The following is a 15121-nucleotide window of genomic DNA, read 5'->3' on the forward strand; positions in this document are numbered from 1 at the left end:
ACCTGATGACCTTTCTTGACCACTTTAATCAGCTTCAGTGGGATGAACTGAAAATGACCATCCACAGCCAGACCGCTGCGGATGTAGAGAACGCCCTGCACAGCACCAGACTGAACCATCAGCAGTTTCTGGCACTGATATCCCCCGCAGCAGAGCCCTATCTCGAAGCCATGGCGCAAAAAAGCAGGCAGCTGACCCGACAACGGTTCGGCAATACGTTGCAGCTTTTTATTCCCCTCTATCTCTCCAACAAGTGCACCAATATCTGCACTTACTGCGGTTTCAGTCTCGGTAACAAAATTCGCCGGAAAACCCTGAAGATGGACGAGCTGGACCGGGAAGTGGCCGCGATCAAGAAGATGGGTTTCGATCATATCCTGCTGGTGACTGGCGAAGCCCCGGGGACAGTGGGTGTCAGCTATATCAAATCGGTGATTGAGCGGCTGCGGCCACACTTTGCCCATATCAGTATTGAGGTCCAGCCTCTGGATCAGGAAGATTACCAATCCCTGATGGCAGCTGGCCTTGATGCGGTGTTGGTTTACCAGGAAACCTATCACCGGTCTGCCTATGAGCAATACCATCTCCGGGGCAGCAAAATGAATTTCAACTACCGCCTGGAAACCGCTGACCGACTGGGACGGGCAGGTATTGATAAAATCGGCGTTGGTGCCTTGATTGGCCTGGAAGACTGGCGGACCGACTCAGCCATGGTGGCGGCTCACCTGGATTACCTGGAAAAGACCTACTGGCGCACCCGCTACGCCATTTCCTTCCCCCGATTGCGCCCCTGTGAAGGTGATTTTCAACCGGTCTCGGTGATCTCTGACCGGCAGCTGGTTCAACTGATCTGTGCTTACCGCCTGTTCAAACCGGAAGCCGAGCTCTCCTTATCCACCCGTGAATCGGCAACGTTCCGGGATAATGTCCTGCCCCTGGGCATCACCACCATGAGTGCCTATTCCAGCACCCACCCGGGTGGCTATGCGGATGACAATATCCTGGGCAATGAAGATCTGGAACAGTTCACCATTGACGACAACCGACGTCCAGAAGCAGTGGCGGATGCCATTCGGGCCAAAGGGCTCGAACCGGTCTGGAAAGACTGGGGCCACTGTTTCAGGCATTAACAGTTTCACTTGGTCAGTTATCCGGCTATGAGCAACTCAACAAATAACTCATCTGACAATTCATCAGAAAACGATGAAATCTCTGCTTTCCTGAAAGAGATGAAAGGCGTAAACCCGTTAAAACAGAAAGCAACCGCAGATACCCGGAGAGTTCAGCGGGTCACACCGGGCCAGGAGATTCGCAAGGCCGCTGCGGAAGACACCTTTACCGACCCGAATTTTCTCTCCCTGCTCAACCCGAAGATGGTCAAACCCCATGACTTTCTGGTCTGGAAGCGGGATGGCGTACAGGAAGGCGTATTCAAAAAACTCCGCCTGGGCAAATATGATATTGAGGCACGCCTTGACCTGCACCACAAAACCGCCCGGGAAGCACGGGAGCAGGTTTTCCAGTTTATCAATGATTGCCGGGAGCACGAGCTGCGTACCGTCTTGATAGCCCATGGGCGTGGCGAGAAAAGCACCCCGCCTGCCCTGCTGAAAAGTTACCTGTACAACTGGCTACCCCAGATGGAAGCGGTGCTGGCCTTGCACAGCGCACTGAAAGTCCATGGCGGCTCCGGAGCACTGTATGTGATGATCAGAAAAAGTGAGCGGGAAAAGCAGGAAAACCGCGAGCGCCACGCAAAACGGACAAAATAAACTACCTGAAGTCGGCAAATGTTAGAACTACAAGACCAAATCCGAGTCTAATCTGAATTCAGCATAGCTCGGAAAGGTGACAGAGATGGATACCAATCAGTCGGCTTCAGCAACTCAAGGTTCTTCAATCGGCTCACAAATTGAGACTCCCACCACTCAACCAGGACCTCGTTCACGGCATAAGCATCGTGAGATTCATCGACCCAAAAAAACTTCCGGGAGCACTTCTGCCCGCAACCCCTCAGAAAGACAAAAAGTTGCAAAAGCCCTATATGACCGGGGAGCTTCCTCTATGCAACATATTCCAGACCGGGTACTTAAAAATGAGTGGCAAACGGAAGTTGCTCACCTTCCCAGAGAATATCAACGGCTGCATATTGCCGGGAGGCAAGGATTGAAGCAAATACAAAGACTGGTTCAAGAGGGACGAGAAGATGAACTGAATAAAATTATTGGGACCACAGTATCTTATAAAGACATTACAGATACCATTCAAACAATTATAAATAAAAGTGAACAGCATCCAGAAAAACCCGGCATAAACCAGCAACTTCAACAAATAAAAGAACAAACACCTGTTACTCAATTAAAAGTGCTTAAATCAATAGCGTTTGATTTATCAGATACATTACAAAGAAAAAGCAAGGAGTTCCTGACCAAAACAGACAAGGAAAACTTTCATCACTGGTTTCAGGCAACCATGCGCTGCATGCTGAAAACAGACACTATTGAGCAGCCATCTTACAGCAAACTGCCTGTAATTGCTGAAGCAACCCTGCAATTGTTTCAGATAATAATCGACAGACAATTAGCCGATCCCGATCTTGTGCCTTATGTTCTTCTGGCAAAAACATTGGGTAAACTTTACACGCTGTCCATTAATCAATCCGTTTCGGGAGAAACAAGAGCCAAACTAACGACGGTTATCGCATCACTTTGTGATAGCTTTGAGAACTCTGACATTGCCCGAACCCCGGCATTTATTGGCTTGAGAGAGCAATCGCTGGTCATTCATCTGAAATCACTAAATCCTGCCGGAGTTAATATTCCTTCCAGTAAAAGCATAGAGATTCTTACTGATCTTATTGAAATAACTCCAACCCCGGAAAACATATTTTTATTGATAAAAATCCTTGTAAACTTTTATGGCCTGGTTGATTTTGGAGATGAAGAGCAAGTAAGGCAACAGATAAAAAAAATCACTGCATCAGATGTTTCCGATGCTCTGATGGCTTACCTCGACGGCAACATAGCAGAAATTGTCGCGTTAGACAGTCAAAACTCCATGGTTATTTGGCTGAAGGCTATGATTGCCCTTAATCATCAGTTTGACCCTGAAAAATCTGAACGGTTATTAATTGATGCTGCAAGTAACGATGACAGGATGCATTTTGAACTGGCCCGGTTCTATCTTGAACACTGCCATTCACCTGATTTTGAAAAACTGGCAACCATCAAATCCTTATTAGAGAAATCAGAATCCAGACTCCATGGAGCAGAACGGCCTTTATGGTTGCAATGCAAGGCAAAGGTTAATCAACTTATATTCCTGAAAGAAGAAAGCCAAATAACACCCTCAAGTAATAATGCATTGCAGGATGCCCCTCCTGATAAAAACGACAGGATTGAGTTAATCAAAGCCAAACCTTTAGCAACACCTGCCGTAGAGACGAATCAAGTGCCATTAACCGATCTATCTTCAGTGATGTCACTGGCAAAAGCTCTCATCAAGAAATATCAATATCACCACGATGCCAATTCTGCTGACAGCGATGCAATTAAAGAATTTTCAGTTATTGGCTGGAAGGGAAAAAAACTCAACCCTTTTGCAGCCATGAAGCCTGAAAACCGGAATCCTGTCATCAATAAGCTGCTTCGCCATATTCATACCTGTAGAATTTTCAACAATCTCGAAGAGGAAGTCAGATGTTATGACATTCTGAAAAACCAGAAATTCATGTTCATGTTACAGTTTGAACGCCTGCTCGAAGAAGCAACATGGACGCTTCTTCATTGTACTGAAGATCCGCATAGCGGTGGTCTGAGATCAACTCAACAGGAGCGGCTGGATGCCCTGAATTTAGCCAGACAGATGATGATCCTATGCCTGCAACACACGGTTAAACAAACTGAGATAGTAGACGGTGAACAGCGGGTTAACGACAGTATTGCATCGCTAACTGACTGGCTTGATAACATCAATAACTTTGGTGGCGATAAAGAATTGCAACAGTCTATGAGACACAATATCCGTTGTCGCGCAGGAAGTGGTCTTGGTCATATCTTCCAATTTATTCAGGAGGAAACGGGAAGAAGCGAAATGGCAAACATGGCTTCCCTGTGCTTCCAGGCCAAAACGACATTTGACCCCTGTTATAAACCTGAATGCAAAGGCCTTAAGGAAAATAGAGCGCAATACTATCGTCGGGTGACTCTTTACCGATAATCTTAACGTTAAACAACACTCGGCGTTGGAGGCTCTGAGTGTGGCATACCCGCCCTCATTGCCAGTCACAAGCATAGATACAAAAAACTGATCAAAATTGATACAGGTCATTCAACTTCTATTTTTTTGATAACTTTTATTCAGTTAGGTAGTACCACTTATTGCTGATAATTATGGAGAGGCACAGACTAAACCCAGCCAGCCTGCTTTTACCAAGCAAAACAGGCTTATCCGATGCAGGCTAATGATTTTCCTCCAGTGCGCAAGTATGGCGCTATCCCAGGCCAAGAAAATGACAGACCTTACCCAATACCGAATTGAACACGATCTGCTCGGTGAAGCTCCGGTTCCGGAAAATGTTTACTATGGCATCCAGACCCAGCGTGCCATTGAAAACTTCCAGATCAGCGGTGTTCAGCTGAACCACTATGCCAACCTGCCACGGGCCCTGGCCATGGTCAAGAAAGCCTGTGCACTGGCGAACCGTGATCTGGGCATGCTGGACCAGCAGAAAGCAGAAGCCATTGCAGATGCCTGTGATGAGATCATCGAAGGCCGTCTGCACGATCAGTTTGTTGTTGACATGATTCAGGGCGGTGCGGGCACTTCCACCAACATGAACGCCAACGAAGTCATCTGTAACCGTGCCCTGGAGCTGATGGGACATCGTCGTGGTGAATACCAGTACCTGCACCCGAACACCCACGTCAATATGGCACAGTCTACCAACGACGTATACCCAACAGCGATGCGGCTGGCCATGGTACTCAAGCACAAGTCACTGCTGGTTGCCATCAAGACCCTGAAAAATGCCCTGGACGTGAAAGCCAACGAGTTCAACGACATTCTGAAGATGGGTCGTACCCAGTTGCAGGACGCAGTTCCTATGACCCTGGGTCAGGAATTCCGTGCCTTCAGCACCACCATCGGTGAAGACATTCAGCGTATCGGTGAAATGGCCGCGCTGCTGCGTGAAGTGAACCTGGGTGGTACGGCGATCGGTACCGGCATCACGGCTGACAGCCGTTATGCGCCACTGGCCATCAAATACCTGAGTGAAATCTCTGGCCAGGAAATGATTCTGGCTGGCGACCTGGTGGAAGCCACGTCCGATATGGGCGCATTCGTTATTTTCTCGAGCGCCCTGAAACGTCTGGCGGTTAAGCTGTCCAAAATCAGCAATGACCTGCGTCTGCTCTCCAGTGGCCCGCTGTGTGGCTTTAACGAGATCAACCTGCCAGAAATGCAGCCTGGTTCGTCGATCATGCCTGGCAAAGTGAACCCGGTTATCCCGGAAGCCATGAACCAGATCGCTTTCCACGTTATTGGTAACGACATGGTCGTAACCCTGGCTTCTGAGGCCGCACAGCTGCAGCTGAACTACGCTGAGCCAGTATTGGTTTACAAGATTCTTGAGTCTATCCAGCAGCTGTCTGCCGGCATGAATATGCTGACTGAGAAGTGCATCAAAGGCATTACCGCCAACCGTGACGTGTGCCAGAGCTACGTAGACAACAGTGTTGGTCTGGTTACCGCACTGAACCCATACCTGGGCTACGAAAACTCCAGCCGCATCGCCAAGACTGCCCTGAAGAGCGGCCGTCGTGTAGTTGACCTGGTGCTGGAAGAAGGCCTGCTGACCGAAGATCAGCTAAAAGAGATCCTGAAACCGGAAAACATGATTGCGCCGCTGAATCTGAGCCGGTCAGCTCACTGATGATTTAACACTGACTTCAGATGGAAGGCCTGTAGAAGTACAGGCCTTTTGCCTTTTCAATACATCCACAAACACCCCATCTACGCACAAGGCCACAGCTCAAGCAGTATTATCCCTGATAACAATACAGAAAATATCATCTAATATAATGCGCCTTACTCAGATTGATGTTTGTTTGCGTTACATAACCTGTAAATTTACGCAGTCAACGGAAATACTGGTACGAAACCAGAAGAAATTGATGCCTGCGGGAAGTATTACTCTGCATAAACTGCGAAAATAACGACTGATCTTCAAAATGAGTTCCAGTGTAAGTCGGCGTTGTTTTTTATTTGCCCGGATAAAGCAACAGCATCACACTCTGCTAAACTCTTTGCCGAGAGACGCTAAAACACAGAGCGAATTCCACGACCTTTAAGCAATCTTTTTCAACCTGTGTGACTTCCGGCCAACCTTCCGGTTAACGCAGTTGATGTTCAAAGAGCGTTAATTATGGCTTTCCCGCATCACTTCTTTCCAGCCTGACGGCAAAAACACCGAATTATACGGCAAATTTCTCACAGTGGAGTCATTATGCAGCAACAGGACATGAAGCAAGAACCAACCGTATTTATCATCGATGATGACGAGGCTGTGCGCGACTCGCTGAAAATGTTGATGAGGTCAGTAGGTCAGACTGTCGAAGCCTTCTCCTCACCTGCTGAGTTCCTTGTAGTTTACGATGAAAACCGGCCTGGCTGTATTGTGCTGGACATCCGCATGCCCGGCATGAGCGGACTTGAGCTGCAGAGCAAGCTCAACGAGATGCACTGCATTCTGCCCATCATCTTCATCACGGGCCATGGTGATGTGCCTATGGCGGTTCAGGCCATCAAAGATGGCGCAATGAACTTTATCCAGAAACCTTTCCGCGACCAGGAACTGCTGGACCTGATCAACGATGCCCTGAAACTGGATACGCAGCAGAGAAGAGAACTGCTGGAACACAAGGAAATTCTCCGCAGGCTGTCAACCCTGACTGATCGTGAGCGTGAAGTACTGCACCATGTGGTTGAGGGTAAAGCCAACAAGGTCATCGCTGCGGATATCAACCTGAGTCAGCGCACGGTGGAAATCCATCGCTCCCGCGTTATGGAAAAGATGGGCACCAAATCCCTTGCTCACCTGGTACGTCAGGTCATGCAGGTAAAAGAACATCTGGACGGCGAATTTAACTTCAAAATCTGAGCTGCACCGGCCTGCTCCGTATACCTCACTCTATGAGGTTGCGGAGCCAATTCTGCTTAAGCTACATCCACTTTCCCGGATTGGTTAAACAGCCAGCTTGAAACACCTGTATAAAGTTTCGATACCATGGCTAATGGAATGAAAAGCAAGTCGTTTACTTCTAAAATGGAATTACCCCGAAGCCATTACGGGATTGACCAAATAACGACCCATTATAATTTCCGTTTAATTCTAAAAAAAATGATCTAAACGAATAATATAATAATTGAACGAACGAACAGTCATACACTTAGGTACTCGCCGAATCACGTCAAGTACATCCCTCCATTCAGGATTAAGCCAGCTAAACCTAAACTGAAGTCGTACCATTAGACAATGGCAAGAAGAGACGGTGAAATACTTTCTAAACAAGTTCGGTTAAATTTGAATCAGAGGGTATTTCATATTTTAAAGGTTGCTTCTTGAGCTGCTGTTAATGGCGGAACAGCCTGCCCAGGAGGCTGACCGCACGTTATCGATAAGCAGCAGCTTTTTTGCTTACAGCTGTTTCATTGCAACACGCATTGCAAACGACAGGTTACTTATTACCGCCAGGCTGCCTTTATGAACCTCGCAACCCACTGCTCAGTCTACTTATTGGAACAGGATTCCGGCACTGCCGAGACTATTCGCAGCCTGTGCCATGAAAAATCCATGGAGCTTATCTGCTTCAGTTCACATTTTGAACTGTTAAATGCACTTAAGGCTGATCAGCCATCCTGTATCATCGCAGCGAATGACCAGCCTGATGGGCAGGCCCTGAACCTGATGCAGGACCTGGCCAGTAGCGACCACCAGGTTCCGGTTATCATCCTTGGCCATCATAATGATGTATCCAGCGCTGTTGCAGCCATTAAAGCGGGCGCTGTCGATTATATTGAAAAACCCACCATCTACGGCCGACTGGCAGAACAGCTGAACCTGGTCGTCAAACAGTCATTCCAATAAGCTTAAGCACATAAAACCCTATGTGCTTGCAGGCTGCTTTATTGGGATGGGCACGCTTTCAGTCAACAGACTTAAAACGGTTACACACTTGATAGCGGATTAATAAAAGTCCTGATTGGCCAGAGTGTTCTCACGCCCCTGCACATAATCAGACAATTGTGCCAGTATATGCTGTTTTTCCAAATCTTCCCCTGCCACCGCCTGAGCCTCTCTCAATTCGTTCCAGAAATGATCAAGCGTTAATAGTTGTTTATTGTCCGGATGTAGCTGCCCAGACAATCGGTCCCGACAATATTGCTGCCAAAGCCCCCGGTCTTCTTTATCCATGGTTTCAAAATAGTGTCGGCCACGATAACGAAACAGCATCTCCTCCAGTCGTTTATCGGAAAACGAAAGACCAAGTTCAGGTAACTGCGCAGGGTTGGATGAAACAATCCGGCTCATTTCGTTTTTGTCTGCCGGTGAGAAGAAGCCACCCGAATAAATCATCTGATCAGGATCCGTGTGCTTTGTCGCTGGGGACTCTGAAAACACCGCCCTGAGTTTTGCGGCCAGCCCGTTGTCCGCCAGCAACTGGCTCCGGTGCGCTTCACACCTGGCAAGGTCCAATTCAAGACGATCCTGGTCTTCGGCCCTGAGAACATTCAGGGGAGCAACCGCCGGGCATTTATTAATATGAATGGTCTTTAACGGAATTCGAGCTTCCCCATCGCCTAATTGATCAACGGGTGTAAACAGCCTTCGTCGTATTTCATCCACCGACAAATTCAACAAAGGTGCCGGATCCACCGACAGATCATAAACGACAATACCATTACGGTTTACCGGATGATCAATCAACGGCAGCACTACAGCCAGGTTATTGCGCCGTGCTCCAAACATACCGGAGACATGTACCACCATCTGCTGGCTGACCAGATTTAATAACCCAGCCACTTCACGTTTACCACGATGGGACAGATAAAACTGGAACACCCTGGGCTGCCGTTGGCGAATCAACCTTGCCAGCGCAATAGTAGCACGGACATCCGATAAGGCATCATGAGCTGCACCGTGATCCAAACCATTCGCCGCAGTTATCTCCTCCAGCCTGAAGCTTTTGCAACCATCCTCACGCAACGGCCATTCAATGCCTTCTGGCCGCAAAGCCGCAGTCAATCGGACCAGATCGATCAAATCCCAGCGACTGTTGCCATTCTGCCACTCCCGCGCATAGGGGTCATAAAAATTCCGGTAGAGAATGTTCCGGGTTACCTCATCATCAAAGCGAATAGTGTTATAGCCCAGAGCACAAGTGCCTGGCACCATAAACTCCGTATGAATACGACGAATAAATTCCGGCTCCACTGTCCCCTGCTCGTTCACCTTTTGTGGTGTCAAGCCGGTTACCAGACAGGCCATAGGGTTCGGCAGATGGTCTTCCGGCAACTTACAGAAAATATTCAGCGGCTCTCCCACCTCATTCAACTCTGCGTCCGTCCGGATACCCGCAAACTGGGCGGGCCAGTCAAGGGCAGGATCGATACCGAAAGTTTCGTAGTCATGGAAATAAAATGACTGCATGTTAGCCCCTTTCATCATTATTCATCAGACACAGCCGATCCCAACAGAGTTCAGGCTCTCTTTAAACTTCTTCTCTTTGCTTTTGGGAATCACGATCTGCTGCTTACCCAACCGCTGACACCACTTGGACAGCACTTTATCGTTGATAATAAACTCGACTATGTCCTGAGTTTTGCAGTTCACGATCAGCGCTTCTTCTTTTATCTCCACGCCCCCGACATTGGCCGCCGCCTGCTTGAGGATACTCTCACAATCTTCCGGTAAAAAGGGCTGATCATCCCGAGCCTGAAGGAAGGCCTTTAATTCATCGACACTACCGCCAATTTGCAGCGTTTCCATCATCCTTTTACGGGACAGCTTCCAGATATGATCCTTATGATGATCAGCGTACAGTGACAGGAAGCGCTGTTCCCAGGGCGTCGGCTCACGGTCAAAAGCAATGCGCCCTTGTCGTTGAATGGTCAGCGGTGTTTCAGTTGACTCCTTATGGTCTGCCTTATAATGGTCAGTCAGACCCAGTACGTACTGACCCAAAGGCGTCAGGCGGAAATATCGCAGACCGTCGTAGCGGCTGAGGCACTCCATATCGCCGTATGGATCATCAAAGCTCTCATCGTCATCAGGGGGAGCCATTACCACATCCACCAGCCCCAGGGTTGCCGCATACTCCAGCAGGAAGCAGCGCAAATAACGGACTTCAAGATAGTCCCAACTCCTGCCATCGAGACATCCATCATCCGGATTGTAGATATAGAGATGGTGCAGTGCTGTTGTCACTTCCAGGTCAGCACCGGTGATGAACATAAAATTGGCAAAGTCGGCAAAGGCAATCCAGGCATTGACTTCACAGCCCTTCAGGTAAGCAGTAATGACCTCTCTTCTTTTCAGGACATCGGTGAAATAGCGCTTCCCTTTGCCGGTTTGTCCCTTGATGCGATCAATACGACGAAATTCGTCTTCTTTCTTATTATTCAACCATTGAGCCCACATTTCCCTAATGGTGTCAGCCGGGTAGCGATCTGTCTTTTTGGCCGGAATCAGTGTGGTGCCTGACTGTTTGGTAAATTTGCTGTTGCCCAGTAGTCTCAGCCAGCCGTAAGCCAGCATCGACTCGCAACCTTTTGCATCATCACATGGGGCGTCGCCATAGTATTCATGTACGGCGGAAGACACTTTTTTCAGCGTCGCCCCTGAGGCAACCCCTGTTTTCTCACTGACCTTGATTTGCTTATCCTGCAATAACAACTGTATTGAATGCAGCTCACTCAGGGCCAGCCGTTCCCGTTCAAACAGAATATGATGGTTGGGCAGAGGCTCTGGCAAGACGACGGTTGTCAGCGTGTCCGGTTCAGGTTTGGCAACCAGCTGCTTTAGGGAAGCCATGACCGGCTCCGGCATTTTTCGCATGTTGTACCAGTCAGAACCCACAGTGAAGAAAAAGACCATGACAGCGTCTGATGGTTCCTGTCGGTAGTACCAGCTGCTGCTTTGTGGTTTATTCGGGAAGTCACCGTATTTCAGTTTGAAGCGGCCCCGATCAATCAATCCACCATAATTAAACAGCGACTCCTGCAATAAGGCCATCTCAAGTTCTGACAGTTTCCCCAGGTATGTTTTCAGGATCGTCTGGTCTGTCAGACCGTCTGCGATTGAGTTAACCAACTCGGTTTTGAGGTTTTTTTTCGATTTAACGCCAAAATAGGTCAGATACTTGCTTTTCAGGCTGTCGACCGTGTCGTTGCTGATTGCTCGTTTAAGTTCAGACATAAAATTCGATACACGTTTAAGAAAGGTTGGGTAACCGTAAGGCGGAATATTACAGCAGATACTCAGTGTAGCAAGATCAGGTAAAGTGTACTGGTGTTTACCAATACAAAAACACTCTCGCTCAACAATAACGTGGCCGATATCAAGTTTGAGAAGGGAAGAGGAGAGAAGACAATGAAACAGAAAGATTCAGACATCATCCTGCCACTGAATAATAATCTGGCCCCGGCTGACATCGTACAAATGTCGGGCAAGATGCTCTTTTCCCGTTTCTGGCATTGAGATCATCATCTTGACTGACTGACCATAGTCACACTGTTCAAGACTCGCGTGAAACTGGCCAAGGTGGTGACGAACCATCTGCTCATGGGCATAGTCACAGAGAAGTACACCCGCCCTTAGTGCAACCCGCTGCTCAAGCGGCAGTTGTTCACAGGCCTGCTGAACAGACGCACTGTAAGCCCTGACCAGCCCACCAGCCCCCAGTTTCACGCCACCAAAGTAACGCACCACCACAGCCACTACATCTCCAATACGCTTATGTTGAAGTACATTCAACATCGGGCGGCCTGCAGTACCAGAAGGCTCGCCATCGTCGTCAAACCCAACCACGGCACCGCCATCCGGTGCTCCTGCAACGAAGGCTGAACAGTGATGCGTGGCATCCGGGTATTCGATACGCTTTTCTTCGACAAAAGCCTGGGCTTCCTGGCGAGAGTGGGCCGGAGAAATGCAGGTAATAAATCGGCTTTTTTTGACTTCGGTTTCAACCGTTATAACTTGGGCAGGGACAACGTAATCAGCAGACATGACGACCTGAGACAGCAATCGATCGGTAACGTAAGATTCTACCTGTAAACGTCAGTCTGTGACTTCGTCAAAGGTAAAATAACTTTTCAATGTTTCAACCAGATCGATAATATCATGACCCGCATTGACAATACTGTAGCCAGAGTCAAAATATTCCGGCCCAACATCAGGCTTGCACCAGTGGCACCGTGAATCAAAATCCAGATACCGCTCCCCCATCTCATCATCGGGAAGAATAATACGCATATTATAAACAGCGCCAATCAACACAGGGACAGAGCTGATCAGCATTAAGCCATTACAACTGATGTTCCCGATACTCCCCATAACTCGCATGGTGTTGCGGTTATAAATTTTCAGATAATCCTGCAACTGATGACGCTTAATCGAGCGGCGTTCCTTGCCACTGGGTGTTAACGACATATATCACGCCTTGTTTGTTTAAATATGAAATCATCATTACAACTTGATTGTTTTTCTTCTATCGATTGCATCCTGGGTACGCGCAGCATCTTTAACCAGTGTTTTTCTATATCTTTTATTAGCAGCCAACAGCTCGCCCTGAATCCGTCCCAGACAATTCGTCAATTGAGCACCACCTTTTGTGCTTAACTCTGCCCTGGCCATTTGTTTGGCATTATCTTCTTTTCTCATATCGTCAAGAGCAACAAGCTGGTTCTTTAATTGATCATCTAATTTTTCAACAGTGACATGCCAGTTCCATTTTTTGGTTGGTAATCCGGACTTTTGAGTCAACATGATTGCGGTAGGCTGTGAACCTTGTTTCGCTGGATAGAGATTCGCTTTTCTAGCGCCTACGCTTCTGAATTGATCCATAAGCCCCGGCATCCCTTCTCCGAGGATTCCACACAACTTTCCAAAATTATTATTATTATTCTTATCCGAGGCAAATCTAACGGCAGATAATGCTTTGGCCAGTTCATGATAAAATACCTCTACGGCACTGCCCTGCTCCCGGCAAAACTCTGTGAGTGTGACTAAATCTCCACGTTCTTGCACTGCCCGGAGCTTATCATCCAGCTCTTGTTTGGCTGCGGCGACTCTATCCCATCCTGAAGTGACCACAAGTCCGTTATCTTTATTCCGCTTATTTTTAATGGGATTACCTTTATTGCAAAGACTATCAATTTCTGAATATAAATGATCAGCCTTTGCCCACAATTGGCCGCAATGTTCTTTGAGTTCCTGTGGAATGTTATGTATTACTGTCTGAGAATCTGGCCTGATTCCCCTTGCCTGTAATTTAGCAATACATTCTTTAATTTCATCATCCATGTGCTCGCTTTTGGCAACGGCCTCAAGGGATTCGTCTTTATTAAAGCGATCAAAGCTCTCCCTTTCTATTTTCTGTAACTCTTTATGAACTTCGCGTCTCAACTGACCTTCAAATTCCTTAACATACACTTGATGGTTATATTCACCCGCACTTCCCACCGGAGTGATGACCTGGCCAAGCTCAACCTTATCAAGCACCTTTTTGGCCCTTTCACCGCGCCAGGTATGAGCATTGGATAAAATCTCATCAACATCTGCGCGCTTACTCCCTCGCTCAAAACTTGTCTCACAGGCTTTTACAAACGATGAATCTTCACGAAGTGCCATCATGGTAGCTATGGTTTCCTGAGACTGATTCTCCCCATACCACTGGGCTCTTTTGAAATCCGCCAGAGCGGTTTTCACTGAATGGGGAAAGACATTACACTCCCAGGATTTGAGAAAGGTTCCCAGATCACGTTCAAGGTTAGTGTCATATTGGCCGTCCTCATCCGGAGGCGAAACATGCAGTTTGGCATGGATCACTCGTAACTGCTCAGGACTCACCTTATTGTCTAACTCGCCGAGCAGTTTCGCCATCGCTTCCTGAGCGCGCTCATCGGCTCGCTCACAGGCATTGGTCAGTTCTTTCTGCTTCTCACGGTACTCGTGGCTCACGCTGCCATTGGGTGGCAAGAATTTCGTATTAAGCACCATAAAGAATTCCTGCCCCCCTTTTATATTTAAAGGGCTCGACGCGCGCGAGAATCGACCAAACTCCTGAGTCATTACATTGCCGCGCCTGTTGTCATCTTCAAGCATACCAAGGTGGATACCGACACTGTTCGCACCTTGAGGACAATCCGTTCCGGTACCCTGCGTCTTATCAAGGCGAACGTCGTAATCCTCAGGGTTCTTTCGAATCAACGCCTCCAATTCCGGTGAAACCACGGCGTCTGATTGCTGGTATTGTTCCTGTTTCGGATGGTACAAACAGAGCTGTTTCTGATCGTTGTAGTACAAAAGCCCCCGAACCTTGCCACCTCGTGCTTCTTTCAGATAGTCATAATCCTTCTTAACGTGCATGAACCGGTCTTCACCATTATGGTTACCATCAAACAGAATGATCTGTTTATCCTTACCGGAACGATCCATCACCTGCTTGAGGACGTTAATTCTATTCTCCGGGTCGGATGTATCACCGGACAAGACAGGCGTGGTTTTCGATAGCCAGTTGAAGAGTCTGGCCTGGGTTGTCATGGCGTTCGATTCACATTTTTTCGCTGCCTCTTGAACGGTGGCCGATTTCGTCAACCCAGCCATGGTAAAACCGGTTCCCATGGTGGCTGACAGACAGATTTTATTCTTACTGCCGCTCAAAAAGGCTGCCAGCAATTCGGCCACTTCGCGTTCATTTATCGGTTCAGTCCCGAGCACACTTTGCGCGCGGCTCGTATCTGCAGCCTGCTCCTTAAACTCATCACTACTGCTTGGTGTGGATAACCGGTCATACTCATCAACAACCTTCAGCCCGTCGTATTGCAATGCATCCAAAAT

11 protein-coding genes are annotated in these 15121 nt (G+C 48.0%); 6 read left to right on the plus strand and 5 right to left on the minus strand.

Annotated features, from left to right (window positions below; genetic code table 11):
• Positions 1 to 5 precede the first annotated feature (5 nt).
• From thiH to O3276_RS07835, 6 genes are all read left to right on the plus strand, one after another.
• A complete protein-coding gene (gene thiH / locus O3276_RS07810; protein WP_269675125.1) occupies positions 6 to 1130 on the plus strand; it encodes a 2-iminoacetate synthase ThiH in 1125 nt (374 codons plus the stop codon).
• Between the two features lie 27 nt (positions 1131 to 1157).
• Entirely contained in the window at positions 1158 to 1772 is a 615-nt protein-coding gene (smrA, locus tag O3276_RS07815) for a DNA endonuclease SmrA (RefSeq protein WP_269675126.1), read from the plus strand.
• Positions 1773 to 1857: 85 nt separating this feature from the next.
• Positions 1858 to 4218 carry a hypothetical protein gene (locus O3276_RS07820; RefSeq protein ID WP_269675127.1) on the plus strand — a complete coding sequence of 787 codons (2361 nt, stop codon included), beginning with the start codon at positions 1858 to 1860 and terminating at the stop codon, positions 4216 to 4218.
• A gap of 292 nt (positions 4219 to 4510) precedes the next feature.
• Positions 4511 to 5935, plus strand: a complete 1425-nt coding sequence (gene aspA / locus O3276_RS07825) for an aspartate ammonia-lyase (protein ID WP_269675128.1) — start codon at positions 4511 to 4513, stop codon at positions 5933 to 5935.
• Positions 5936 to 6508: 573 nt separating this feature from the next.
• On the plus strand, positions 6509 to 7162 hold the full coding sequence (locus O3276_RS07830; RefSeq protein ID WP_269675129.1) for a response regulator transcription factor: 654 nt from the start codon (positions 6509 to 6511) through the stop codon (positions 7160 to 7162).
• 603 nt (positions 7163 to 7765) lie between these two features.
• On the plus strand, positions 7766 to 8149 hold the full coding sequence (locus O3276_RS07835) for a response regulator (RefSeq protein ID WP_269675130.1): 384 nt from the start codon (positions 7766 to 7768) through the stop codon (positions 8147 to 8149).
• Between the two features lie 99 nt (positions 8150 to 8248).
• Here the strand turns inward: O3276_RS07835 and sbcB are convergent, their stop codons facing one another.
• The 5 genes from sbcB to O3276_RS07860 form a co-directional block, all read right to left on the minus strand.
• Positions 8249 to 9712 (minus strand): exodeoxyribonuclease I, encoded by a 1464-nt coding sequence (gene sbcB / locus O3276_RS07840; RefSeq protein ID WP_269675131.1) that lies wholly within the window; start codon positions 9710 to 9712, stop codon positions 8249 to 8251.
• 24 nt (positions 9713 to 9736) lie between these two features.
• Complete coding sequence (locus O3276_RS07845) at positions 9737 to 11479, minus strand: hypothetical protein (protein ID WP_269675132.1); 1743 nt, start codon at positions 11477 to 11479, stop codon at positions 9737 to 9739.
• 189 nt (positions 11480 to 11668) lie between these two features.
• Positions 11669 to 12289, minus strand: a complete 621-nt coding sequence (locus O3276_RS07850; protein ID WP_269675133.1) for a YigZ family protein — start codon at positions 12287 to 12289, stop codon at positions 11669 to 11671.
• Between the two features lie 51 nt (positions 12290 to 12340).
• The gene (locus O3276_RS07855) at positions 12341 to 12712 is read right to left on the minus strand and encodes a PilZ domain-containing protein (RefSeq protein WP_101747812.1); all 372 of its coding nucleotides are present in this window, start codon (positions 12710 to 12712) and stop codon (positions 12341 to 12343) included.
• Positions 12713 to 12748: 36 nt separating this feature from the next.
• Positions 12749 to 15118, minus strand: a complete 2370-nt coding sequence (locus tag O3276_RS07860) for a hypothetical protein (RefSeq protein WP_269675134.1) — start codon at positions 15116 to 15118, stop codon at positions 12749 to 12751.
• Positions 15119 to 15121: the final 3 nt, after the last annotated feature.

Source organism: Endozoicomonas sp. GU-1, assembly GCF_027366395.1.
GTDB lineage: Bacteria > Pseudomonadota > Gammaproteobacteria > Pseudomonadales > Endozoicomonadaceae > Endozoicomonas.

What these genes read in the sequence shown, in the direction of transcription:
- thiH (WP_269675125.1), top strand. Translation starts at nt 6, where the DNA reads ATGACCTTTCTTGACCACTTTAATCAGCTTCAGTGGGATGAACTGAAA.
- smrA (WP_269675126.1), top strand. Translation starts at nt 1,158, where the DNA reads ATGAGCAACTCAACAAATAACTCATCTGACAATTCATCAGAAAACGAT.
- O3276_RS07820 (WP_269675127.1), top strand. Translation starts at nt 1,858, where the DNA reads ATGGATACCAATCAGTCGGCTTCAGCAACTCAAGGTTCTTCAATCGGC.
- aspA (WP_269675128.1), top strand. Translation starts at nt 4,511, where the DNA reads ATGACAGACCTTACCCAATACCGAATTGAACACGATCTGCTCGGTGAA.
- O3276_RS07830 (WP_269675129.1), top strand. Translation starts at nt 6,509, where the DNA reads ATGCAGCAACAGGACATGAAGCAAGAACCAACCGTATTTATCATCGAT.
- O3276_RS07835 (WP_269675130.1), top strand. Translation starts at nt 7,766, where the DNA reads ATGAACCTCGCAACCCACTGCTCAGTCTACTTATTGGAACAGGATTCC.
- sbcB (WP_269675131.1), bottom strand. Translation starts at nt 9,712, where the DNA reads ATGCAGTCATTTTATTTCCATGACTACGAAACTTTCGGTATCGATCCT.
- O3276_RS07845 (WP_269675132.1), bottom strand. Translation starts at nt 11,479, where the DNA reads ATGTCTGAACTTAAACGAGCAATCAGCAACGACACGGTCGACAGCCTG.
- O3276_RS07850 (WP_269675133.1), bottom strand. Translation starts at nt 12,289, where the DNA reads ATGTCTGCTGATTACGTTGTCCCTGCCCAAGTTATAACGGTTGAAACC.
- O3276_RS07855 (WP_101747812.1), bottom strand. Translation starts at nt 12,712, where the DNA reads ATGTCGTTAACACCCAGTGGCAAGGAACGCCGCTCGATTAAGCGTCAT.